The organism is Streptomyces sp. NPDC097595, from assembly GCF_044761525.1.
In the GTDB taxonomy this organism is placed as follows: Bacteria; Actinomycetota; Actinomycetes; order Streptomycetales; family Streptomycetaceae; genus Streptomyces; species Streptomyces drozdowiczii_A.
The window spans coordinates 111,693-134,165 of sequence record NZ_JBIWCN010000017.1; the positions used below are offsets into that span (position 1 = coordinate 111,693).

The following is a 22,473-nucleotide window of genomic DNA, read 5'->3' on the forward strand; positions in this document are numbered from 1 at the left end:
GAACCAGTAGGTATGTCGTTCTCGTCTAGCAGCCCGGCCAAGGGTTCACACGGGACACTGGTAGATGGTTCGGACAGCGCGGGTGGTTCCCCGCGCCGCATGGAGGAGGCATCGGTGGCGGGCGAGTCCCCCGACAAGTCGGAGCAGCAGCAGTCGTCGGGAACGACTCGCAACGAGCGCGATCCGCGTCTCGGCGTCTTCCGCGAACCCGAACCGGGTTCCGGTTCGGGGGCCGGTGAGGACGCGGGGGCGGCCCCGGAGGCCGCGGAGAGCGCTCCGGAGGCCGCTGAGGCCCCCGAGACGGCGCCGGATGCCCCGGAGGCGGCTGCGGACGCCCCGGAGGGCGCTCCGGACGCTCCGGACACCCCGGAGGCCGCTTCGGAGGCCGCCGAGACCGCGGAGACCGCGGAGACCGCCGAGGGGACGGTGGGGGCCGACGAGCCCCAGGCCGGCGCCGAGCCGGAGGCCGCCGAGCCCGAGGAGGGTGACGCACGCCTCCGGGCGGCCGTGGCCGCCTGGGTGTCCACGGCCGACGACGGCGACAAGGACCCCGACGAGTCCGCCGCCCCGGAGGAGCCCCGCGTAACCGATTCCCGCGACGACGACCCGGACGCCGAGCCCGAGCCGGACGAGAAGCCGGAAACCGCCGCGAAGCCGGCCACCGACCCGGAGCCCGAGCCGTCCACCGAGCCCGAGGCCAAGCCCGCCGCCGAGGCGAAGAAGCCGGCCGACGACAAGCCGGCCGACGACGACGCCCCGGACGCGAAGCCGCCCGCCGCGGAGGCGAAGGCGCCCGCCGGCGACGAGGCAGCCGACGACGCCCCGGGCGCGAAGAAGCCCGCCGCCGAGGCGGACGCGCCCGTCGATCAGCCCACCGCCGTCTTCAAGGCCCCCCGGCTGCCCAAGGTCGACCAGCCGACGACCGCGCTGAAGATCAAGCGGTCGCCGTCGGGGCAGCCCGTCGCCGCCGAGACCGAGTCGCTCACCGAGCGCACCAGCCAGTTCGTACCGCTGCGCGCCGACGACGTACGCCAGGCGCCCGCCCCGCGCCGGCCCGAGAGCCCCGTCGCCGGGCAGCCCGCTGCCCTGAGCGGTGCCGAGCGCACCCGGCAGCAGCCCATGCCGCCGAAGCCGCCGCTCGACCTGCTCGCCGAGCTGACGAACACCCCGCCGCCGCCGGAGACCCCGGTCCGCACGGCAGTGCGCAGGGTCAAGATCTGGACACCGCTGGTCATCCTCCTGCTCATCGCGTTTGCGATCGCGCAGATGGTGCGCCCGCTGCCGGACCCGTCGCTGACGATGACCGCGAAGGAGACGTACGGCTTCGAGGGCGGCGCCCCGAAGCTGCCGTGGCCCGAGCAGGGCCAGGGCTACATGGCCGCCACCGGCCTCGGCAAGGTCGACTCCTTCGGCGACCAGAAGCCCGTGCCGATCGCGAGCGTCGCCAAGGCGATGACCGCCTACCTCGTGCTCAAGAGCCACCCGCTCAAGCGCGGCGAGGACGGCCCGGACATCAAGATCGACGCCAAGGCCGAGGCGGACGGCAAGCTCTACACCGAGGGCGAGTCCACGCTGAGCACGGTGAAGGAGGGCGACATACTCACCGAGCGTGAGGCGCTGGCCGCGATCATGATCCCCTCCGCCAACAACATCGCCCGGCTGCTCGCCCGCTGGGAGGGGGGCTCGGAGAAGGCGTTCGTCGCGAAGATGAACGCCACCGCCGACGAGCTGGGCATGAAGAACACCACGTACACCGACCCCTCCGGGCTGACCGCCTCCACGGTCTCCACCGCCGAGGACCTGGTGAAGCTCGGCGAGAAGCTGGTCGAGTTCCCGGCGCTGATGGACATCACGAAGCTGCCGGTGTGGAAGGACCCCTCGGGTCACGAGTGGCGCAACTACAACACCCTCGTGCCGTTCGACGGCGCCCTGGGCATCAAGACCGGCTCCACCTCCAAGGCCGGCGGCAACCTGCTCTTCGCGGCGCACAAGATGATCGACGGCACGGACCAGCTGATCGTCGGCGCGATCCTGGGGCAGTACGACGACGTCTCGATCATCGACGAGGTGAACCGGGTCAGCAAGAAGGTGATGGTGGCCACGCTGGACCTGCTGGAGGGCGCCAAGATCGTCAAGAAGGGCGACGTCGTCGGTGAGGTGGACGACGGCATGGGCCACACCACCCCCGTCGTCGCGACGAAGGACGTCAAGGCCGTCGGCTGGTCCGGCCTCACGGTCAAGCTCGAACTGACCGACGACGGCAAGACGATCCCGCACGAGGCGGTCGCCGGTACGCACGTCGGCACGCTCACCGTGGGCCAGGGCCGCAGCCAGGTGAAGGTCGCCGTCGCGCTCCAGAGCGACCTCGCGAAGCCGTCGTTCGGCGACAAGCTGACCCGCATCGGCTGAGGACACGGGGAGGGGGGCGCCCACGCGGGGCGCCCCCCTCCGCCCCCGCGCCGGAACGGCCCCGCGTGTTAGCGTCCCGTGGGCAACGCGCGGACCCCGGAGCGCGTCTTTCGGCCCATGAGACCCGAGCAGGAGAGCCGGCCGAAACCACGCGTCCGGGGAGGGACGGGGAGAGACGCAGTGACCACCGCCGAGCCCACACGGGCGGACGCCGACACCGCCGGCACGGACCCCGCGCAGGCGAAGCGCCGCGACGACGGCGAGGGCGTCCCGGAGGCGCCCGGCCGGTTCGACGGCCTGAAGCAGCGCTGTCTGCGCCACCCCGTCCTGCTGACGACCGCGGTCGCCGCGGTCGCCCACATCCTGTGGTTCCTCTTCTTCGCCAACAGCGGCGGTGACATCGCGGCCCAGGACGCCTGGGCGGAGTTCGTCGGCCGGCACCCGGGCACGGCGTACAACCTCGCCTGGTACGGGGGCATGCACCCCGTCTCGTACAGCGTGGTCTCGCCGTATCTGATGTCCCTGCTCGGCGTGCGGACGACGATGATGATCGCCGGCACGGTCTCGGCCGGGCTGACCTCGCTGATCCTGTACCGGGTCAAGGCGGTCCGTAATCCCCTGGCCTGCTCGATGGCGGGCGTCTTCGCGTACCTGTGCAACGCGCTGTCGGGCCGGGTGACCTTCGGACTCGGCATGATGTTCGCGGTCGGCGCGACCGCCGCCGTGTTCTGCTGGCCGTACCGGTGGCGCTACAAGCGGTGGGCGAAGGCGGCCGTCGCCGCGTCGCTCGCCGCGCTCGCGACGGCCGGCAGCCCGGTCGCGGGGCTCTTCCTCGGCGTCGTGGCGGCCGCCCTGTTCCTGAACAAGCGGCGCCCCGGCGCGTACGCCCTGGGCCTCACCCCGGTCGTGGTGGTCGCGCTGTCCGCCTGGCTGTTCCCGTTCTCCGGCACCCAGCCGATGTCGGTCGCGACGCTGTCCGGGCCGTTCATCTTCTCGTGGCTCGTCTTCTTCCTCGTGCCGTCCGACTGGAAGACGGTCCGCGTGGCATCGGCCGTGTACGGGATCGGCACGCTGGCGACGTACGTGGTCGACTCGCAGATCGGCTCCAACGTCTCGCGGATGGCGATGCTGTACGCGGGAGTCGTCCTGCTGGCAGCGCTGCCGTACACCCGGCCCCGCTCGCAACGCTGGTACGCACTGGTCCTCGCGTTCGTCTCGCTGAACGTCTGGATCGGCTTCAAGGGCGTCGACGACATCGTCAGGACCGCCCCCACCGCCTCCTGGACCCGCTCGCTGGCCCCCCTGGTCAACCAGCTCCAGAAGGTCGGCGCCGAACGCGGCCGGGTCGAGGTCGTCCCGCCGAGCAGCCACCGCGAGGCGTCCGCGCTCCCGCGCTCGGTCAACCTGGCCCGGGGCTGGAACCGCCAGGCCGACATGAAGCGGAACCCGATCTTCTACGACGACACCCTGGACCCCATCAACTACCGCCAGTGGCTCGACCGCTGGGCGGTGCACTACGTGGTGCTGCCGCAGGGCGACCCCGACTACAGCGGCGCCCGCAAGGAGGCCGAACTCGTCGGCAAGGGCCTCTCCTATCTGAAGCTGATCTGGTCAAACAAGGACTGGCGGCTCTTCGAGGTGGACAGCCCGGTCCCCCTGGCCGACCCGCCCGCCACGGTGGAGCGCGCGGGCGAGGGCGAGCTGACGATCCACGTCAAGAAGGCGGGCCGGGTCCTGATCCGCGTCCCGTACTCGCGCTGGCTCGCCGTCGTGGACGAGGAGGGCAACGGCGTGGAACGCCCCCAGGAGACGGAGGCGTCCAAGCAGCGGGCGGACGAGAGCACCCCGAAGACCTTCGTCAACGAGCACGGCTGCCTGATCAAGATGGACGAGGACGAGGACGGCGACGAGTGGACGGAACTCCTCGCCCCGCGCCCCGGCACGTACCGCCTGGGCGCCCCGTACCAGCTCCCGCCGGGGACACCGTGCCCGGACGAACTGCGATGACGGCACATTCCAGCCCGTCCGGCGCTTGAGGACGGAACCGCTGCCGCACGACGAACCCAGCCGGTCCGGCGTTTGAGGACGGAACCGGTGCCGCACGACGAACCCAGCCGGTCCGGCGCTTGAGGACGGAACCGCTGCCGCACGACGAACCCAGCCGGTCCGGCGTTTGAGGACGGAACCGGTGCCCCCGGACCGGGGTCGAGTCTTCCGTCCTCAGGCGCCGGACCGGCTGGAATCCGCCCCCGCCAGGTCGTACACCGCGAAGTCCGCCACGGGCCGGTAGCCGACGCGCTGGTACACGCCGTTGCTCGTGGGGTTGGCCAGGTCCGCGAAGAGCAGCACCTCCTCCGCGCCCTCGGCGAGCGCGGCGCGGGAGGCGTGGGCGGTCGCGGCGGCCCCGTAACCCCGGCCCCGCAGCTCGGTCGGGGTGTAGACGGGGGCGACCCGGGTCTGCCCGGCGACCCGGGGCGTGAGCGCCGCCATGGAGACGGGGACGCCGTCCGGGGTCTCCCAGAGGGTGACGCGGCGGTCGGCGATCCGCGCGTCGGCCCAGTCCTCGGAGTCCCGGTGGCCGGCACCGTCGATGGCCCGCACGAACTCCACGTACCACCGCGCGATCAGCTCCCGGTCCCGCGCCTCCGCGATCCGGCCGCGCCCCTCCGGCGCCGGATCCGGCCACCGCAGCTCCCCGAGCCGGTAGAGCCGCAGCCGTTCGTGGAGCCGGGGCGCCACCCCCGTACGCGCCCGCCATGCCTCGGCGAACGCGGCGGCGGTCGCGTCGTCCGCGTTGACCCCGGGGACGGGGTCGCCCACGGCATGCAGATGCGCGGCCAGCGAACCGGCCTCCTCGGGAGAGAGGGGCGTGACGATCAGCCGGTACGGCGGCGTCCGGAAATACGTGGCGCGCACCTCCCCGCCCCGCTCCAGGACCCCGAAGACGGGCGCCTCGTCCCCGTACGCCTGCGAGCCCCGCGCGCGCAGCCCCTCGCCCACGGTCAGGGTGACGGTGTGCAGCGCGGGCCGCGACCGCAGGAAGTCGCCGGCGCGGGCGAGGAAGGAATGAACGTCGGGAACGCGACACCAGGTTGAGGAATCCATGGCACATCCTCGCGCGGCGGGGGCGGGGAGCGCCCGCGATTTTCGGCTGCCTACTCGACGTCGATCCCGTACTCCGTGACCAACTCCTCAAGGCCGCCGCGGTATCCCTTGCCGCCGGTGACGAACTCCCAGTCCCCATTGGCGCGTCGGCGGAACGAGCCCAGGACGAGGGCGGTCTCGCCGGGCCGGCCGTCCGAGACGTCCAGCTGGTCGAGCGGGGCGCGCTCGGCGTCGAGGAGCCGGATTCCGGCGTCGGTGAAGCCGGACAGATCGGCGTCGGGGTTGGCGACGGGGTCGATCGCGGCGATGATCACCAGCCGGTCCGCACGCGCCGGGAGCGCGTCGAAGGCAACCTGGATCGCGGCCTTGTCGGGCGCGACGGGGATCAGTTCGCGGACCGAACCGTCCGGAGTGCGCGGGTTGTTGAAGAACACGAAGTGGTCGTCGTCCAGCACGCGGTTGCCCTGGCAGACGAGCGCGCAGACGTCCAGAGCGACGGAGCCCGACCAGTACATGCCGAGCACGTTGTGGTCGTCGTTCCGGCTGTCGTCGTCGCGGCTTTCCGGTGCCGTCCGCTGGGCCGGGACCGATGGCTCGCCCCCGCCCAGCCGCCCCCGCAGTCCGTGCCGGTGCAGCAGGTCGACCAGCTCGGAACCCGGGACCAGCTCCAGCGGCTTGCCGTTGGCGAAGGTGTGCGAGCCGGGCCCGAACTTGGACGTGGTGACGAGGACGCCCTTGTTGGCACCGGCGTCCTGGACCGTCCCGTACAGATCGCGGACCGCCGTGGGCGGCACGGTGTTGCGGTAGCGCTTCACCTGGACGACGATCTTGCCGCCGCGTATCGGCGCCGGGTCCAGCGCGTCGACGTCGACGCCGCCGTCGTTGGAGCGCTGCGTGGTGACGGCCTGCATGCCCATGGCCCGGAAGAGCTCGGCGACCAGCGCCTCGAAGGCGAGCGGGTCCATCTCGTACAGGTCCGGCTCCTCGTCGCCGCCGTGCGTCACGACCCCGTTGCCGACCTCCTCGGGGACCCGTCCCGGCCGCACCGCGGCGTACTGGTCGGGGCGCGTGGACAGCTGCCCGCGCAACCCGTCCACCAGGCAGTTCACCGCGTTCACCTGCTCCAGGTGCAGCCCGGCGAAGTCCGCCCGGGTCGCCATGACCGTGCCGAGGAACATGGGCATCCGCCGCCCGGTCGCCGGGTCGTGGTCGTCCACGAAACCGTTCAGCGCGACGGACTCCAGGGCCCCGAACTCGTCGGCGGCGAAGAGATCGCGCAGGACGAGCAGCAGGCACTGGGCGAGCACGTCCCGGTACAGCGCCCGGCGCTGCGTGACCGGCCGGGGCGACTCCTTCTCCTGGTCCGCGTTGATCATGTACCGCACGGACTTCGCCTCGGGGACGACGTCGTACCGGGGCAGCTCCCAGTTCAGCACCAGCTGCCGCGCGCCCGAGTCGTACGCCGCCGACACCTGCCGGGGCAGCTCGTCGGGCCAGCCGGTGGAGGCGTAGAGCGCGGCCGAGAAGTACTCGACGGCCGCCTCGGCGTCCCCGGCGCGCAGTCCGGCGGTCATCTCCGCGATCCCGGCGTTGTGACTCCGGATCTCCGCCAGCCGGGCGTCCGCCCACTGCCGGTACTGCCGCTGGTAACCGGCGAACTGCGCCTGCCGCTGCGCCTCGGCCGCCTGCGCGGCCTGCCAGTCCTGCTCGAACCTGGCCCGCGCCTCGGCCTGCGCCTGGGCCCGCCGCCCGGCGGTCCACCCGCCGCCCTGTGCCTCGTAACGTGCGGGGTCGGGCATGGGTACGGGCTGCGCCAGCGGCCCCGGCGCGAAGGGCTCGACCTGCTCCGCCCGCGTCAGCGCCGAGGCCCGGAACGCCGGCGCCCGGCACCCGGCCGCCAGCAGCCCCTGCAACGCCTCGACCCGGTCGTCCAACTCCCGCGTACGCCGCCGCGCCTCGGCCTCACGCTGCTCCCGGTAGGCGGCCTTCTGCTCGCGCTGACTGCGGGCGACCTCGCGCTGATATGCCCGCTGCGCCCGCTCCTGATCCCGCTGATACCGGGCTTGCGCCTCCTGCTGGCGCTGCTGCTGCCGCTGCGCCTCGGCCCACACGGCAACCAACCCATTGGAGCGACGACTCATCCCGCCCAGGCCCTCCCCACAGCAGTGATGAAACAACTTTAGTCCGCAACGAACCCGGGGCCCATGAACTTGGCAGGGTTGGGGAGGAAGTCGGGGAAGCCGAGGGTGCGAGGATGACCCCACCCGTCGCGTGGACCTCGTGGAGGCTCGGATGCCGATCGCCCCATTGCCGTACATCGACGAGCACGAGACGGTCATCGAGGCGCCGGCCGAGACCATCTGGCGGGCCCTGAGCGAGACCCTGGACCACTCCTCTCGGGCCACCACCGCTTCTCGACGTACACCCTGACGTTCCACCTGGAAGCGCTCACCCCGCACCGCTCCCGCCTGACCGCGGAAAGCCGAGCCACGTTCCCGGGCGAGCAGGCCTGAACGCGGACTTTGGTTGTCCCTGCAACCTTTCAGCCCTTCCAGAGGTCTGGAAGGGCTGAAAAGATCTTGATTCCCTGGGGGGGGGGAACACATGAGAAGACGGACCCTCTCGGCGCTGTGCGCACTTGGCGCACTCGGCGCACTCGGTGGCGTGCTCGCGGCTCCGACGGCGGCACAGGCGGCCGACCCGCACCCGTCGGGCCCCTCGGTCCGGACCGACGAGACCCGGATCTACGTGGACTTCGGTACGTCCACGCTGCCGAAGGACCTGAAGGTGCTCCTGCGTGAGCCGGGCACCGAGACGCCGGTGGCGACCATCACGGAGTTCGACTTCGTGGAGGACCCGGACCCCTGCATGCCGTCCTGCCAGGACGACTCCGGTGAGACCGCCGTCGAGACCACCCCGCTGCGCCTGGCGGACCTGGGCCGGTACGCGGTGGACATCGAGTACGACGGCACCGAAGGTGAATCGATCCTCCACAAGGACGAGGCGGTCTTCGACTACCACCTGATCCCGCAGGTCAAGACGTTCGAGGTGAGCGGGAAGCCGGACGTGGAGCACAGGACGGTGACCGTCAAGGCGGACGCGACGCTGCGCGACCCGCGCGACGGCGCCGAGACACCGATGGCGGACGGCCGGCTGGTGCTGGAGACGACCGCGGCGAAGACGGGACTGACCACCGACGCCGCGGGTCATGTCGAGAGGTCCTTCACCTTCACGGGCACGGAACAGCACGACACGACGACGTATCAGAACGACGTCAGGTTGGTCCTCCGGCCGGCCGGCGAGGACGCCGCGCACGGTCTGACCCGCCAGGTCGAGGTCGGCTACACCACGACCGACATCACGCTGGACTCGCCCACGGTGCGGGGGGCGGACGGGACGGACGCCCCGTTGAGCGGCCGGGCCACCTACCGCGACAGCAACGGCGTCTCCAAGCCGGTCCCCGTCGGTACGCCGATGTCGGTGTACAACGTGCGGACCTTCAAGGCCGGGGAGGACGGCCGCTTCACCACCCAAGTCCCCGTCTACGGCACCCGACAGCAGAAGATCGCCCTCCACGGCACGCCATGGCTGTCCACCAGGTACGCGCTCGTCAGCCCCGACCCTACGACGAGCGCCGGCTTCCACAGGCTTCCCACGGTCACCGTCAGCCGGTACGAGAAGGTCACGGTGTCAAGCGTCTTCGACCGCTACGACCTCCCGGCTTCGACGACCCTGACGGTGAACCTCCAGTTCAAGGCGCAGGGCGCCACGACCTGGGTCACCAAGAAGACCATCGACAGCCCCGCCATCGCGGGCGACAGCTCCCGCACGGTCACGGCCGCGGACCTGCCCTACCAGGGCGTAGGCGTCTGGCGGTTCCAGTTCCCCGGCACCGAGCAGATCCCGGCCGGCCCCGCCCCGGAGTCGTACACGGTGTACCGCCGGATGACGGCCTTCCCGGAGTTCAACGCGAACCCCGAGCCGGTCAAGGCGGGCGCCCCCCTCACGATCACCGGCAAGCTCAACACGAAGAACGAGGACGACGGGCAGTGGTCCGCGTTGGCCGACGCGCGGATCGACATCTGCTTCCGCGCGAAGGGCACGACCACCTGGCGCGTGGCCGGCGTCGCCGTGACGGGCAAGGACGGCAGGTTCACGAAGACCCTCAAGGCGACCAAGGACGGCGACTGGCAGGCCAAGTACGACGGCGACGAATGGAATCACTTCTACAGCAACAGCCGCCTGGACTTCGTGGACGTCCAGCTCCCGCCCCGAGGCTCTTCCGGGCAGCCGGCGGGCGGGGAGGCCACGTGGCGCGGAGGCCCCGCGGTCTCGATGCGACACTCGGCGTCACGCGGGTGACAGCACCCGAAGGCCCCCAGCGCCGTGAGCAGCGCCGACGGCGCCGCGGCGGACCTGGTCTCCCGCGATAGCCCGCTTGCCGCGTTTGGCCGTTGCAGTCAGAACGCCCCGGACCATCCCGGCCCGGGGCGTTCCCCGCTCACACTCGTGCCCCCGGCAGGATTCGAACCTGCGACACCCGCTTTAGGAGTTCGGTCGGCCTTCCCCTGGCAGGGCGACGCAGCGGCTTGAGACTGCCGTGAGAGGCCGTGAACGACTGCCGTCATCCACCGTCGTTGATGTCAGCTGTGGATGTCAGATCGGCGATCGAGTGGGCTCGGTCATCGCTTCTTCCGGAGCTTCCGCATCTTCGCTTCGGCTTCCTTCTTCTTCCGCTGTTCCACCCCGTACGCGGACCACGACCCTTGATGCTTGGCACAGCGCGAGCTGCCGATGATCGCCTTGCTCTGACACCGGCCCCCGCTCTGCGTGGGAGCTCCGCACCTCGACTGCGACATCCCGTCCCCCCTTCTTCACGGCCCACCGTGGGCACCTCTCGTACGGTGCCCGCAGCTCCGGCGCAAGGTGAGGGCGCAGAGGGGTGGCGGTGGAAGCACATGCTGGCGTTCCCGGCGCATGTGGCTGACAGGGGTCTCTAGAACTCTCGGAACATCGTGGGCTCCCACTCAGGCGGAAGCGCCTGCGTCATGAAGACGTAGACAGGCCCGAACGGCGTCGCCGTCTGTAGCCCCTCCCATTGGTCCAAGTCGTTGGCGCAGTAGCGGCGCAACAGATCTTTCATCTGCTCGACCTCTTCATTGCTCAGCGGACCCTTGACCTTTGCTTCATCCATGTCCTGGCCTCACTCAACGGCTGACGGGGACCTCGTAGACGATCTCGCACAGGGCAGCGGGCACGACGATGTCCGCCGTCTCCACGGGCCGCCCCTCGTCGCTGTAGTACGTCCGTCGGATGTGCGTGACGAGCGCGGCCTTCTGGATGCCGAGGAGTGAGGCTTCCTCGGCGGTGGCCTGCCGTGGCTCTGGCTGTTCGACGGCGTGGCTGACGATGATGCCGATCTCGGCCATCCGGTTCACGACGCCGGCCCCGGCATGAGGCCCGCCCTCGGGAAGGACGACGAGGGTCCCGCCGGTGAGGTCGTACGGCTCCCAGCTCGTGGACAGCTGCACGGGCCGCCCGTCAGCAAGGAACTCGTACACGGTCCGGACGCACAGCTCGCCCTCACCGATCCCGAGCCGCGCAGCGATCTCCGCCGGCGCGGGCACCTTCGCATCGGTTCGGCTCTCCCAGCCGCCGTTCCGCCCGACGGCCTTCATGTCGGCTCGGAACGGGGACCCGTCGGGCTGCTCGCGCGCCGCGGACCGAACCATCCGCACTCGCGCCCGGGGCTCGGCCACGTAGGTCCCGGACCCGGCACGTCCTTCCAGCACGCCCTGGGAGATCAACAGTTCCTGGGCGCGGCGAACGACGTTCTCGCCCACCCCGCACTCCTGACCAATCTGGTCCCGAGAGGGCAGCCGGTCTCCGGGAGTCCACTCGTGCTCCGCGATCCGCTGCCGGAGTACGTCGGCGATGCGGAGATAGGGCGGCTGCTCAGGCATATGGAAAATCTAGTCCACTAGCTCTAATCTAGTTAACTAGCTTTACTGAAAGTGATCGCCGGTGACGGAGGCTGCCCTGTGCCTGCTCCAGAAGTAAGCGCGGAGGCCCTCGCTGCCCGGCTATCTGCCATCGGGCTCACCACACGCGTGGAGGAGCACGCCAGGCACACATCGATCGAAGCGGAGGTGCCGGAATCCCTCCCCGCAGAGACGTGGCGGGAGGTGCTGGAAGTGGTGGCGGCGGCGGACCGATTCGGTCTCCTGGCCACCAGCCTGGGCGGCCGAACCTTATGGGCCGCTGTGAACAAAGAGGTCCCCGCGACGGGCGATGTCCGGGGACCTGGCCATCAGCGATAGGAGCTGATCAGCATGTTCAACCGTATCCGCAGCGCCATCAGGCGCACCAGAGAGCGGTACGGCCAAAGGCCTCGGCACCGCGAGGTCTTAAGGCCCTCCCGCCCGACGCTCATCCTCCCCAAACCGTCCGACGAACTGACGCTGCTCCTCCGACAGCTCACAGACCGCGCGGACTTCCTCACGGGCGAGGAGACGGCCCTCGTCCGCCCGTACATCCTGGCCTTCGAGCAGCACACAAGGCAGAACTCGGCGCCGGTACCGCACCACCTCCTCACCCACACGTGCTTCGCGCCGGCGGAGACCCTCGGATGACCCGCGTACCCTCGGCGGCCACCACGCCCTACCGATCCAGCGCATGCCGGATCGGCACCCACCACGAGTGCGCGCACTCCTCCCCGACGACGGCACCGATCGGCATCCCGGTCATCTACGAGGCATGCGCCTGCTCCTGCCACTCCGTGGCCACGTCACCGGAGGCAGCCTCGTGAACGGCTTTCCTGCCGGCGGCGCACTCGCCTCCCCGGTCGAGATCACCACGGCCACGGTGCAGCGCGGAGACGTCATCCAAATCGGCGGTCAACCGTGCCGAGTAGCTGACCTCCTCCAACTCCCCGGCGGCGCCAAGCGCCTTCTCTTCGAGTCGGGCGAACTCCTGACGATGGACACCCGTACGCGCCTGATCGCCGTACGAGTGCTCAGAAGGTGGTGACTGTCGTGCCGTCTCTCCGCGACACCATCGCCGACGACCTCAGGACCCAGATCACCGCCGGCCACCTGAAGGCAGGCGCCCGCCTCCCCTCGGAACCGAGACTCGCCGCGGACTACAAGGTCAGCACCCCGACCCTGCGCAACGCGCTGGCGCTCCTCCAGGCCGAGGGCCTGATCGAGAAGCTCCACGGCAAGGGCAACTTCGTCCGCCACCCCCTCCGCAGACTCACGTACACGGGAGGCCATCTCACCCCGGACACAGACCTCCACGTCACGATTCGCACGACCAACGTCCGAGCCCGCGGAGACCTAATTCCCCTACTCAAGGTCCCCTCGCGCACGCTGCTGACGGAGTCCCTCTACCTCACTTACCAGAGGGAGTCGCCGCACAGCCTGGCCTGCATCTACGTCCCGCAAAACCTGACGCCGGCGGAACTGCCGTGGTGTCGACCCGGTTGGGCTGAAACCCGAGAAACGGTCACCGCCCGACTCCCCACTCCAGAAGAGGCCTCCACCCTCCGGATCAGCTCGACGCTGGCCATCCTCGCGATCACTCGCGTCTCATCCGACGCCACCGGCCGCGTGGTCGAGGCGGCCCGCCTGGTCCTCCCTGGCGACCGCGCCAACGCACTCTTCATCACCCACCACACGACCGAAGAGAGGGGAACGGAAGAGTGACGGCCCAGAGCGAACCCGGCCTCCCGCCGTGAGCAGGCCCCGACAGGAGCCCTGCTACCTGAGCACCGACAACGAAGGCAGGCACCTATCCCGCCGGTGGGTACCCCTGAGTCGATTCAGCTCGAAATGTTCGTAAACCTTGCGACATACCCTATATGGGCGTTAGGGGAGAACTGGCAGTATTCCGAGAAGGTACTCGCGCAGCCGCAAGCCGTGGCCCATCGACTTTCGGCATAATTGAGGCTTTCAGGAAGGAAGGGCCCCGGAATTAACTCCGGGGCCCTTCTGTAACGCTTACTCAAGCGTTCAAGTGGATGTGCCTATCAGTCGAGGACGCCCGTTATTGAGGTCGCTCCAGATCTGGAAAATATTGAAATGGAGCAGCTTCATCAGAAGCTGACGTCTCCCTGAACGCTCTTGATCTGAACAATCTTCCCTACGTTGGCACGATCGCTGACCGTGATTCGAGCGTTTAGTACGTCGTCACGCTCGTAGCCCTCAGACGCAAGGGCTGCAAGCAGCTCCTCTCGGAATTTTGGATCGCTTTCGAGGTGACGGTCGATCGCCAAGCGAAGATCGCTCTGCGCTCCTTCAGCAGAGGGGGTTTCAGCAATTTGTTCCAGAGTCCTGACAGCCGCCTGGTCGCCAGCGAATTTTTGCCTCAAGAACTCGGACACTCGGGTCACGGTACGCCACGCTCCGCTACCGGCCTCGGCAAGAAACCCACCTGCCACGAGACTTGCGACTGCCATGGAAATAGGTTCGACCACTTCAATACCTTCCCTTCATTTTTCAATCTGTTCCGGGAATATGCTACCCCGAGCGATACTTTTGGCGGAGTACTCGCTCGCACTTGCAGCGTACTTTTCCGCCTTACTGGGATCTCCCAACTTCTCCCAGAGGGACGATAGCTTGTTGGCACTTATTAGCGCCTCACTCCATTGCTGCATTAGGACTTCCAAGCGGATCTGCTCTTCAAATGATTCCGTCGCATCCTTTTCCTCTTCGAGTTTTTCCAGCAGGGCACCCAATCTCTTGAGGCATTTTGCCAAAATTCTTGCCGAGCCGTACGAGCGAGCAACGCTTACTGCCTCTAGCGTATAGGGAAGCCCGGTACTGTAAGCGCCTTGATTTTCCTCGACTCGGCTCCGGCAGAGCGAGATTTCAATCAAGTTTTGTTCCTGCTCGTTATCACGAGAAGCCTGAATAGCCTTGTCTAGCAACTCAATGGCTCGACGCGTTTCTCCACGCCTGGCGTAGGAATCCCCCCAACAATGAAGAGCGCCAATCAGTGCCCCAGGGTCACCTTCAACCTCGCCCGTCTCTATAATTTGAGAGAATATTGAATCGGCATCACCCATCTTCCCCTCTCTGACGAAAGTGTCAGCCAGGTTATGTCTTGCCCAGATAAGTCCAGATGCGTCTCGATCCACTCGTGCAGTTTCTATCGCTTCGCGATGCACCGAATAGGCTTCGGTCAGCCGTCCCATGGATTCTAGTACTTTCGCCTTTCGAGTGAGTCGGATTCTAAGTGATTCCCGGTCGCCCCCTTCCCGTGCTGCTGCGATGGACTTGTCGTAAGCGTCAAGAGATTGCTCACTCATGGAACTTGAGGCGAGGCACGCAGCCATTCCTTGGTAGGTGAATCCCTGGTATCGGGGGTTGGCGTCGTTCCTTGTGGTTACCTCCAATTCCTTCTCGAAGAATTCCAGCGATTCCTTGTGGCGACCGATTCCGCTATAGAGGTGCCCAAGGGCGTGAAATGCGCGCGCCGCGTCGTACGGGTGGCCTACCGACTGCGCTATTTCGACGGATTCGGTGAATGCGGATATGGCCTGAGGGATATCCCATTGACTTGCTGCAGTCTTGCCTATTTCCCAGAGGATCTGAGCGCAACGGTGTACATCACCTAGATCGCGAAATCCCTGCAACGATTCCCGCAGGTACGATTGTGCGTCGCTGAACTTTCTGAGCTGCCGTGAGGCTTGCCCAAGGCCACCCAGCATGAGCGACTTGCCTTCAAGAGACTCACACTTGCGCGCCGAAATTAGCCCCGCCTTATTGCAGGTGATCCAGTCGACATAGTCGCTCTCCACCGAATGATACGCAGCCAACTCGTTGGCGGTTCGCCAGCTCAGCTCATTCCATCCACGGGTAGTGGCGGCCAGTACACCGGCAATGAGACTATCCTTCTCCAGGCGTACCCAGGAGTGGAGTGATGGGCCACCAGCCTCTAGGACTTGCAGATGCCATTCCAGGAGTCGATGGATGTTGTTTTCTATTTCCTGATGTGACTCTTGGGTGTGTGCTTGCTCCCTAGCGAAGAGTCGCATGAGATCGTGGATTCGATACCGCCCGGGAACCTCGTCGGCGGTAATTAGATGACGATCTGCGAGATCCTCCAAGAGGTCCTCAACCTCATAGTTGTCACTATCAGCCATCAGTGCGATTGATTCCGCACTGAAGGTCAAGCCAAGACTCAGCCCTACAGTGCGAAATATGCGTGAATGTTCTGGGCTTAGCGATTCGTAGGCTGTGGAGAAAACCGAACGAATAGTGATGTCGTCGGCCTTCAGGACTTCAAGTCGCCTTTGCTCATCACGGAGCCGTGACACCATACGGGCCAGAGGCCACGAAGGCCTTCTAATTAGTTGGGCGCCGATAATTCGCAATGCAATTGGTAGGCGCCCGCATAGCTCCAAGAGTTCATGGGATTCCTTTGTTTCCTCCGTGATTCGCGGAACCCCTAGGAGGACCTGAAGGAATTTGATGCACTCGGCCGGCGTCCAAACGTCGACAAGGATGTTCTGTGCGCCCTCGAGAGTCGCGAGTGGGCGTCTACTCGTTATGAGAGCGGCGCTCATTGCTGACGTCGGAATCAGATCGTTTACTTGTGCCGTATCGGCCGCGTCGTCAAGTACAACCAGTATCGCCTTCGTGGCGATCAAGGTTCTGTATGCAGTTACAAGGCTTTCGTAGTCATTGGGAAGTTCCCCGATGGAAGCCCCGAGGTTTCGGAGAAAGCGAGTCAGGACCTCAGTGGCCTCAATGGGCTTAGCGCTCGCTCCAGCGAGGCTGGCATAGAGGACGCCGTCTGGGAATCTGTCGGAAAAAGAATTAGCAGCCCTAGTCGCAATCGATGTCTTACCCACTCCAGCCATTCCGGAGAGAACGCAAATCGCAGGCGCATCGTTGTCAATGTTAATTGAGTCCGATATTTGACGGATTGCGTCCTGTCGGCCAGTAAACTCGGGGATGTCGCGTGGGGTTTGAAGTGGCCTCCTTCGTTGCTTGAGTTCCCCTCCGGTTAGTGATACGTGACCCGCGTGTTCGATCACTACAGCTTTGTCTACAGATGCGTGGTCGGTTATCCGCAGACTGGTGTGCTCGCCACCCTGGTGCATGTAGCCCCCTGCTTGGGCCAATCGATGAGTCAGGCCCAAGCACCTTACCGAGAACGTCGTGCGCTGGTGGGAGGTTTGGGCAACGTGGTACGGAGGTCGGTGGAGCGGGTTTGGCCGGTGGCCTGCCCGGGCTGGGGTCGAGCATGAGTAGGGGGCCGTACGCTGGTTGGCAACTCGGTCAGGCTTTGGGCCTGACCGCAATGTGATCGAGTGGCCCCCTGGTCTTGCTCGACGCGGGTCCCTGACCGGGGAGGTGGCTAAAGCCGTGGAGCCGACCGACCCCAGCCGCAGAGGGTTTCACCGCCCATCAACCCGAGCTGTCAGGCGTGCGGACGGCGGTCGGGCTGGAGCGGGGCGGAGACAGGAGCGCAGGCGCAAGCTCAGCACGTACGACAAGTACGAGACGCACGTCCGTCTCCACCTCGTCCCGGGGATCGGCTCCAAGCGGCTGGAGTCCCTAAGCGTCGCCGACGTCCGGCGTTTCCTCGTCCAGCTGGAGAAGAAGTCCACCGCCGCCACCGCCAAGGAGTCCCACCGCGTCCTGCGGACCGCTCTCACCGCTGCCTGCCGCGAGGAGCTGATCACTTGCAACGTGGCCACCCTCGTCGAGCCGCCTCGGTCGAAGGCGCGGGAGCTGAGCCCCTGGTCCTTGGACGAGACGCTCGACTTCCTCGCCGCCGCCCGCCGGGACTCGCTGTACGCCGCCTTCGTCCTCGCCATCGCCATGGGGCTGCGGCGGGGCGAGCTGATCGGCCTCCGCTGGGCCGACGTGGACCTGGACCGTCGCGTCCTCTACGTCCGCCAGCAGATCCAGCGGCGTCGGGGTGTCCTGTACGACGACGATCCCAAGGGGCGCCGCCGACGTGCCGTGCCGCTGCCCGCCATGTGCATCGCGCCCCTGCGCTGGCACCGGATGCGGCAGAACGATCAGCGGGCCAAGGCGGGGGAGGAGTGGAAGGGGAGTGACTACGTCTTTACGACGCGCACGGGCAGCCCGGTCGAGCCGCGGAACGTGTACCGCTCCTTCACCCGCGTTGCTGCCTCCGCCGGGCTCCGCGTCATCCGGCTCCACGACGCCCGGCACGGCTGCGCGACCCTGCTCACCGCCGCCGGCGTCGCGCCCCGCGTCGTGATGGAGATCCTCGGCCACAGCCAGATCAGCATCACCATGGACGTGTACACGCACGTCGTCCAGGACACGCAGCGAGAGGCCATCAGCAACATGGACCGGCTGCTCAAGAGGCGACCCGGTCGTCCCTGACCGTCGCCGTTGATGTCAGACGTTGATGTCAGAAGGGCCCCACCTACGGAAATCCGGAGGTGGGGCCCTTCTGAACTGGTGCCCCCGGCAGGATTCGAACCTGCGACACCCGCTTTAGGAGAGCGGTGCTCTATCCCCTGAGCTACGAAGGCAGGGATCTGTACAAAAATGTGTCTAAAACGGCGGGATGTAGAGAGCCGGTTTCTTGACATGTTTTGGACAGGCTGGCGATAGACCTGTGAGGGTCTTCTCGCCGCCGTCAGTGTAGCGGGTGGCGTGCTCGGGGTACGGGGTGCGTGGCGGGCTGGGGATCTTGCCCTGGAGGGCGGGGTTGGCCTTTGAGGCCTGGCTTGCGGATCTCGTCAGGAGTGGAGTGCGTTGAGGGCTCGGGTGATCGAGTTGTTCAGCCAGGCGTAGCCGAGGTAGATCAACAGGGCTCCGCGGGCACCGTATGCCGGGACTCGCTCATGGGGGTATGCCTGGTCGAAGCGGGAGTGGATGGACTCACTGTCCTGGCGGAAGCCTTTCAGGCGGCGGCCAGCAGGCGTGTCGGGAGGCACCTGGCGGAGGTGCTCGGTGCGGTTGAAGCGTTGCTTCTTCGTCTTCGGGTCGACTTGCCGGTCCTCGTCGGTCTCGTCGACACGGATTCGGAGCCGGTGCGTCTTGGTGGGGCAGGGGATGGTGACGCGGTGGTAGAAGCGGGTGCTGCTCTTTCCGTCACGGCATTCGAGTTCTTCGACGGGCAGAGGCGTGTAGAGCGTTTCGTTGCCGTTGATGAGGAGGCGTTCGCACACTCTGGCTTCGGCGACGTATAGGTCGTGGGAGCAGGGGCTGTCCTTGTCCTTGTACCGCAGGAGTGAGTGGGGTGTGAGTCCGTCGTGCTGTGGGGTGAACACGACGAGGCCTTCGGCGATGAGGGGTGCGCGGTGCCTGCCGCGCAGGGCGGCGTCGTAGGTGACGGCCTTGGTGCCGCGGGCGCGCTTGAGGACGCGCTTGACCATGGCGACCAGGGCGACGCCTTCCGATTCGCGCTCGGGGTCTTCCTTCACGGATTTGTGGCGGATGGATTCCAGGGCGAGGATCACGCGGCTGTGAGGGGTGGCGGCCAGGCGTACGGCGGTGGAGAGGAACTTGTTGCCGTAGACCTGTTTGCCGCCCCCTTCGATGCAGATGCCGGCATCTTCGTCCACGCGGCGCCGGCGGATCTCGCCGGTCCTCTTGTCGACCGTTTCGTGTTCGGAGTGCCCGGAGGGAGGTCTTGCGACGGTGGCGTCGCCGTGGATGACCTGCTGGCGCTCGGGACGGGCGCGGCTGGTTCTTTTGCTGGTTTCGCAGAGCATGCCGTGGGCCAGGGCCTGCTCAACCCACAGGTCGCTGCTGATGTCGCGGATCTTGTCGTGGGCGGGCTTGAGGTACCGCCGGAAGTAGTGATTCCAGTTGCTGCGGGTGGGGCCGGCCGCCCGCAGCGCGTCCGCGGTCTCGTCGCCCAGATGCGTGCGGATCGCTGAACGGACGCGATTCCACCAGTCCTCGTCCTGGAAGTGGGCGGCAGTCGCGCGTGCGGAGCCGAAGACGGAGATCGAGCACAGGAAGATCAGGTAGACGACGGGGGGATGGTGCGGGGGCCGGCCGACCGGTCGGGGCCCGGGCAGAGTATCGGCCGCGGTATAGAGGTCCGGGTTGTTGATCAGGTAGGCGAAACGGCGGTCGGTGATCAGGTGCGGGGCCTGTGGCCCGTGCGGTTCTCGTGGATCGCTCTTAGCTCCGAACGCGTCGTCGGGGGCGGTTGCATAGGTGTAGGGCGAGGGCGTCTTGGGCCTGCGGTTGGCCTTGGGAGTGCTTTTGGGGCGGGCAGCTTTGCGGGACGTCATCGCGGGCCCCTGTCCGTCTTCCATGCCAGTCCGGCAAGGGCTGCGGCGTTGTCGAGAGACGAAAGTCCGAGCCGCCGGGCGACTTCGGAGATCTGGCCGGTCTGCAATAGCACCTGGCGCGCGAGGTAACGGGTGATGTCGCGAGGTTCGACTTTGCGGGCTGCGGTGGCGAGGCCCGACAGGCGCGCGATGTCGTTGAAGCCCGCGCCGACGCTGGCCTGAGCTGCATATCGGGTGGAGGAGTCGCCGGTGACGAGGTGGTGCTGGCCTGGCCGGTACTCGGCCAGGTAGTCGACGCGCAGGCGAAGGACGCGGACTGCCCACGGGGCGAGCGGGCAGGTCCTGGAGCTGGTGTGTGTGCTGCCTTCGGTGGTCACGGTTGCTTGTGCGAGGTTCAGGTCGTCGGGGGTGGCCTGAGAGGTCTCGGCGCTGCCGAGGCCTGACAGCAGCAGGGCGAGCAGGGCGGAATGCCGGGTCGCGGGCATGCCGCGTTCGGAATGGAACTGGAGATTCTCGATTTCCGCGTCGCTCAGTTCGGCGCCGGTGCTGCGAGGCGGCCGTGGGATGGAAGGGGAGTCAAGCAGCGGTGCGGCCTGGGTCATGCCGAGGGCCCGGGCGTGCGTGAAGAGGGAGGCGAGGGCGGAACGGCGCTGGCGGCGGGTGCTCTTCTTCGGGACAAGGGTGATGTTGTTGCGTCGGTCGCGGCCGGGAGCGCCGATGAAGCTTTCGGCCAACTGTCCGGTGACATCATCCATTCGGTGGATGTCGTGGGCGTCGGCGAAGGCATGAAAACGTTCGCTGATCTGGATGTAGAGGTCGACGGTCTCGATGGCCATGTCGCCGTTGGCTGCCTGCTGAAGCCACTGGTGACTGACTTCCAGCAGGGCTCGGTGGATGGTGGTCCTAGCCATGCCGGATCACCCCGTGAACGGGGCCGGAGCGGGGGTGAACGTGGGCGAGCACACGCCGTGTCGCGCTACGGTGGGCTTTCCTCGCCTTGTGTGAGGGCATGCCGAAGCCCCCTTCCTGCACGGCGCTGCCGAGCGGGTAGTCGGGTGGAGGGTGAGTCCGGCAGCGCCGCACCGGCCAAGGAAGCTGGCGCTGCCGGACTGTTTTGTGTCCCGGGGCCTAAGTAACGCGATGGCCCCGGAGTTTTGCGGTGAGGGCCGTGATGGCCGTCAGATGGGCGTGCAGCTCGAGGACTTCCGTCGAGGTCAGGCGGGTCAGGTCAGCCAGCAGGACCGGTGGCAGCAAGAGCGACAGCAGGTCCTGGTCGGCGCCCGTGCCTTGAGGCTCCCGGTCGGTGCTTGTCCATTCGTCACGAGGGCGGGGGATGTCTGAGGCGGGCCGCTCTGGGCCTTCAGCCCGGCCTGCGTGTCCCTCTTGGTCGCTGTCGCCGGGAGTGGTCTCCGGGGTTTCGGGCGCACTGTTCTTCGGGGTTGGCTCTTCCTCTACGCCGTTGCGCGGCGTGGCGTCGTGCGGAGTGTCGGTGCCACGGGGACCGGGCTGGGTGGCCGTGTGGGAGGAAACCTCGAACCAGTTCAGTTCGCCTGACTCCTCAACGGTGACCAGACCGACGGCGACCATCAGATCGAGCAGGATGTGGGCCTGCTTGATGCGCTCCTTCTCGGCGCCGGCGGCTGTCATGAGCTTGGCCACCAGGCCTTCGCGTGAAACTGGGCCGTACCGGCAGCGGTCCTTGACCACCCGCGCGAACCACTGCCCCTTCCACTTGTCCCGCAGCGCCGTGAGTCCTTCGCTCTCGCTGCGCTTGAAAGCCCGGGCGACGTGCCGCCCCTTTTCGGTCGGCAGGTAGGTGGCCCGCCGGTGTCCCTTGACCAGCAGTCCGCAGTTCATGGCGAATACCGGGACCAGACCACAGTTCTTGGCGATGACCCCTGTTGCAGCCGACAGTTCCTCCGCACCCACCGGGTCGACTGCCGAGCAAGCCGCCACGAGGACCAGGAGGTACTGATCCGCACGCATTTTCGGAGCCGGCATGAGCCGCTCACCATGGCCCAGCCGGGCACGGCCAATGGCCGACTGGGCTCCCGCCTGTCGAGTCGACACTCAGACACCACACCTTTCAAACAGACAGGAGGCACAAGCCCCAACGATTGCTACTCTGATAGCAACTCATGATGGTCCGGGGTGCGCAAGCTGGCGTCTCGTCCGTCACACTGGTCGCATGCCCGGAGGAACGAGACGTGGAAAGAAGCCGCGCGATTACGTCGTGGCCGGTGAATGGCCGTACGCGGTGATGGACAACGTCCGGCAGGCTCAGGTCGGGCAGGCTCTCGCCCGGGCGCTGTCGGAGGCTATGGGGCGGCGCGGTCTGTCGGCCAACGCCCTGGCAACGGCCTCTGACGTGAACCGGCAGGTCATCTCCAACATCCTCGCCGGAACCGTGTGGCCCGACATGTTTACGCTCGCGAGCCTTGAGGAGGCTCTCGATGAGATGCTCTGGCCGCGGCACACTGAGTGGCCGACGGACGGTGATGGTGCCCGTCACCAGCCCATTTCCTCGCATCGCCGCGGCGACGAGGGCTAGATACTGGACGAGGCATTCGGACTGGAATAGTCCGATGATCTTTTTGTCGCATGGGGTTCGACCTCCCGATCGGGCGAAAAGCAGGCCGAAGAGCCCCTTGCCCCGAAAAGGCCCGGTAGCGTGGAGGTGCGGCCGAGAGTCGTGAGACCGCCCCCGCGCGTTTAGC

20 protein-coding genes, 1 tRNA gene and 1 pseudogene are annotated in these 22,473 nt (G+C 67.3%); 11 read left to right on the forward strand and 11 right to left on the reverse strand.

Annotated features, from left to right (window positions below; translation table 11 throughout):
* The first annotated feature begins 99 nt into the window (after nt 1-99).
* Nucleotides 100-2,409: a serine hydrolase gene (locus tag ACIQZN_RS24945; protein ID WP_403997912.1), complete on the forward strand. Its 2,310-nt coding sequence runs from the start codon at nt 100-102 to the stop codon at nt 2,407-2,409.
* 180 nt (nt 2,410-2,589) lie between these two features.
* Entirely contained in the window at nt 2,590-4,416 is a 1,827-nt protein-coding gene (locus ACIQZN_RS24950) for an MFS transporter (RefSeq protein WP_403997915.1), read from the forward strand.
* Between the two features lie 213 nt (nt 4,417-4,629).
* On the opposite strand, the gene ACIQZN_RS24955 is transcribed toward ACIQZN_RS24950, so the two are convergent.
* On the reverse strand, nt 4,630-5,514 hold the full coding sequence (locus tag ACIQZN_RS24955; RefSeq protein ID WP_403997917.1) for a GNAT family N-acetyltransferase: 885 nt from the start codon (nt 5,512-5,514) through the stop codon (nt 4,630-4,632).
* A gap of 50 nt (nt 5,515-5,564) precedes the next feature.
* A complete protein-coding gene (locus ACIQZN_RS24960; RefSeq protein ID WP_403997920.1) occupies nt 5,565-7,655 on the reverse strand; it encodes a restriction endonuclease in 2,091 nt (696 codons plus the stop codon).
* 151 nt (nt 7,656-7,806) lie between these two features.
* Between ACIQZN_RS24960 and ACIQZN_RS24965 the strand changes: the two genes are divergently transcribed.
* Together ACIQZN_RS24965 and ACIQZN_RS24970 are read left to right on the forward strand one after the other, a co-directional pair.
* Nucleotides 7,807-7,944 carry a hypothetical protein gene (locus ACIQZN_RS24965; protein WP_403997923.1) on the forward strand — a complete coding sequence of 46 codons (138 nt, stop codon included), beginning with the start codon at nt 7,807-7,809 and terminating at the stop codon, nt 7,942-7,944.
* Between the two features lie 174 nt (nt 7,945-8,118).
* Complete coding sequence (locus ACIQZN_RS24970) at nt 8,119-9,876, forward strand: hypothetical protein (RefSeq protein WP_403997926.1); 1,758 nt, start codon at nt 8,119-8,121, stop codon at nt 9,874-9,876.
* A gap of 634 nt (nt 9,877-10,510) precedes the next feature.
* Here the strand turns inward: ACIQZN_RS24970 and ACIQZN_RS24975 are convergent.
* Together ACIQZN_RS24975 and ACIQZN_RS24980 are read right to left on the reverse strand one after the other, a co-directional pair.
* Nucleotides 10,511-10,708, reverse strand: coding sequence for a hypothetical protein (locus ACIQZN_RS24975; RefSeq protein ID WP_403997928.1), 198 nt, complete (start codon nt 10,706-10,708; stop codon nt 10,511-10,513).
* Between the two features lie 13 nt (nt 10,709-10,721).
* A complete protein-coding gene (locus ACIQZN_RS24980) occupies nt 10,722-11,477 on the reverse strand; it encodes a GntR family transcriptional regulator (protein ID WP_403997931.1) in 756 nt (251 codons plus the stop codon).
* A gap of 78 nt (nt 11,478-11,555) precedes the next feature.
* Here ACIQZN_RS24980 and ACIQZN_RS24985 point away from each other — a divergent pair, with 78 nt between their 5' ends.
* Genes ACIQZN_RS24985 through ACIQZN_RS25005 form a run of 5 tightly spaced genes read left to right on the forward strand, consistent with a single transcriptional unit; the run spans nt 11,556 to nt 13,220 of the window.
* Entirely contained in the window at nt 11,556-11,834 is a 279-nt protein-coding gene (locus tag ACIQZN_RS24985; RefSeq protein WP_403998123.1) for a hypothetical protein, read from the forward strand.
* Nucleotides 11,835-11,846: 12 nt separating this feature from the next.
* Nucleotides 11,847-12,146 carry a hypothetical protein gene (locus ACIQZN_RS24990; RefSeq protein ID WP_403997934.1) on the forward strand — a complete coding sequence of 100 codons (300 nt, stop codon included), beginning with the start codon at nt 11,847-11,849 and terminating at the stop codon, nt 12,144-12,146.
* The gene (locus ACIQZN_RS24995; protein WP_403997937.1) at nt 12,143-12,322 is read left to right on the forward strand and encodes a hypothetical protein; all 180 of its coding nucleotides are present in this window, start codon (nt 12,143-12,145) and stop codon (nt 12,320-12,322) included. The genes ACIQZN_RS24990 and ACIQZN_RS24995 overlap by 4 nt, the downstream gene beginning before the upstream one ends.
* The gene (locus tag ACIQZN_RS25000; protein WP_403997940.1) at nt 12,319-12,543 is read left to right on the forward strand and encodes a hypothetical protein; all 225 of its coding nucleotides are present in this window, start codon (nt 12,319-12,321) and stop codon (nt 12,541-12,543) included. Before ACIQZN_RS24995 ends, ACIQZN_RS25000 begins: the two co-directional genes overlap by 4 nt.
* A complete protein-coding gene (locus ACIQZN_RS25005) occupies nt 12,537-13,220 on the forward strand; it encodes a GntR family transcriptional regulator (protein ID WP_403997943.1) in 684 nt (227 codons plus the stop codon). The genes ACIQZN_RS25000 and ACIQZN_RS25005 overlap by 7 nt, the downstream gene beginning before the upstream one ends.
* Nucleotides 13,221-13,609: 389 nt before the next feature.
* On the opposite strand, the gene ACIQZN_RS25010 is transcribed toward ACIQZN_RS25005, so the two are convergent.
* The 3 genes and pseudogenes from ACIQZN_RS25010 to ACIQZN_RS25020 all read right to left on the reverse strand — a co-directional run.
* Nucleotides 13,610-13,897, reverse strand: coding sequence for a hypothetical protein (locus tag ACIQZN_RS25010; RefSeq protein WP_403997946.1), 288 nt, complete (start codon nt 13,895-13,897; stop codon nt 13,610-13,612).
* A gap of 108 nt (nt 13,898-14,005) precedes the next feature.
* Nucleotides 14,006-15,661, reverse strand: coding sequence for a tetratricopeptide repeat protein (locus ACIQZN_RS25015; RefSeq protein WP_403998126.1), 1,656 nt, complete (start codon nt 15,659-15,661; stop codon nt 14,006-14,008).
* A gap of 156 nt (nt 15,662-15,817) precedes the next feature.
* Nucleotides 15,818-16,624: pseudogene (locus ACIQZN_RS25020) on the reverse strand (NB-ARC domain-containing protein); the annotation flags it as partial.
* 265 nt (nt 16,625-16,889) lie between these two features.
* On the opposite strand from ACIQZN_RS25020, the gene ACIQZN_RS25025 reads away from it, so the two are divergent.
* Nucleotides 16,890-17,885 carry a tyrosine-type recombinase/integrase gene (locus ACIQZN_RS25025; RefSeq protein ID WP_403997949.1) on the forward strand — a complete coding sequence of 332 codons (996 nt, stop codon included), beginning with the start codon at nt 16,890-16,892 and terminating at the stop codon, nt 17,883-17,885.
* A 76-nt stretch (nt 17,886-17,961) separates the two neighbouring features.
* Here ACIQZN_RS25025 and ACIQZN_RS25030 read toward each other — a convergent pair.
* From ACIQZN_RS25030 to ACIQZN_RS25045, 4 genes are all read right to left on the reverse strand, one after another.
* Nucleotides 17,962-18,037 (reverse strand) — tRNA-Arg (locus ACIQZN_RS25030).
* Nucleotides 18,038-18,247: 210 nt separating this feature from the next.
* Nucleotides 18,248-19,756: a hypothetical protein gene (locus ACIQZN_RS25035; RefSeq protein ID WP_403997952.1), complete on the reverse strand. Its 1,509-nt coding sequence runs from the start codon at nt 19,754-19,756 to the stop codon at nt 18,248-18,250.
* A complete protein-coding gene (locus tag ACIQZN_RS25040; protein WP_403997955.1) occupies nt 19,753-20,667 on the reverse strand; it encodes a hypothetical protein in 915 nt (304 codons plus the stop codon). The genes ACIQZN_RS25035 and ACIQZN_RS25040 overlap by 4 nt, the downstream gene beginning before the upstream one ends.
* Nucleotides 20,668-20,884: 217 nt before the next feature.
* The gene (locus ACIQZN_RS25045; RefSeq protein WP_403997958.1) at nt 20,885-21,826 is read right to left on the reverse strand and encodes a hypothetical protein; all 942 of its coding nucleotides are present in this window, start codon (nt 21,824-21,826) and stop codon (nt 20,885-20,887) included.
* 118 nt (nt 21,827-21,944) lie between these two features.
* Between ACIQZN_RS25045 and ACIQZN_RS25050 the strand changes: the two genes are divergently transcribed.
* Nucleotides 21,945-22,307 (forward strand): helix-turn-helix domain-containing protein, encoded by a 363-nt coding sequence (locus ACIQZN_RS25050; protein WP_403997961.1) that lies wholly within the window; start codon nt 21,945-21,947, stop codon nt 22,305-22,307.
* The last annotated feature ends 166 nt before the right edge of the window (nt 22,308-22,473 follow it).

Excerpts from the sequence above, each read along its gene's own strand:
- ACIQZN_RS24945 (WP_403997912.1), top strand. The coding sequence starts at position 100 with ATGGAGGAGGCATCGGTGGCGGGCGAGTCCCCCGACAAGTCGGAGCAG.
- ACIQZN_RS24955 (WP_403997917.1), bottom strand. The coding sequence starts at position 5,514 with ATGGATTCCTCAACCTGGTGTCGCGTTCCCGACGTTCATTCCTTCCTC.
- ACIQZN_RS24960 (WP_403997920.1), bottom strand. The coding sequence starts at position 7,655 with ATGAGTCGTCGCTCCAATGGGTTGGTTGCCGTGTGGGCCGAGGCGCAG.
- ACIQZN_RS24965 (WP_403997923.1), top strand. The coding sequence starts at position 7,807 with ATGCCGATCGCCCCATTGCCGTACATCGACGAGCACGAGACGGTCATC.
- ACIQZN_RS24970 (WP_403997926.1), top strand. The coding sequence starts at position 8,119 with ATGAGAAGACGGACCCTCTCGGCGCTGTGCGCACTTGGCGCACTCGGC.
- ACIQZN_RS24975 (WP_403997928.1), bottom strand. The coding sequence starts at position 10,708 with ATGGATGAAGCAAAGGTCAAGGGTCCGCTGAGCAATGAAGAGGTCGAG.
- ACIQZN_RS24980 (WP_403997931.1), bottom strand. The coding sequence starts at position 11,477 with ATGCCTGAGCAGCCGCCCTATCTCCGCATCGCCGACGTACTCCGGCAG.
- ACIQZN_RS24990 (WP_403997934.1), top strand. The coding sequence starts at position 11,847 with ATGTTCAACCGTATCCGCAGCGCCATCAGGCGCACCAGAGAGCGGTAC.
- ACIQZN_RS24995 (WP_403997937.1), top strand. The coding sequence starts at position 12,143 with ATGACCCGCGTACCCTCGGCGGCCACCACGCCCTACCGATCCAGCGCA.
- ACIQZN_RS25015 (WP_403998126.1), bottom strand. The coding sequence starts at position 15,661 with ATGGCTGATAGTGACAACTATGAGGTTGAGGACCTCTTGGAGGATCTC.
- ACIQZN_RS25035 (WP_403997952.1), bottom strand. The coding sequence starts at position 19,756 with ATGACGTCCCGCAAAGCTGCCCGCCCCAAAAGCACTCCCAAGGCCAAC.
- ACIQZN_RS25040 (WP_403997955.1), bottom strand. The coding sequence starts at position 20,667 with ATGGCTAGGACCACCATCCACCGAGCCCTGCTGGAAGTCAGTCACCAG.
- ACIQZN_RS25050 (WP_403997961.1), top strand. The coding sequence starts at position 21,945 with ATGCCCGGAGGAACGAGACGTGGAAAGAAGCCGCGCGATTACGTCGTG.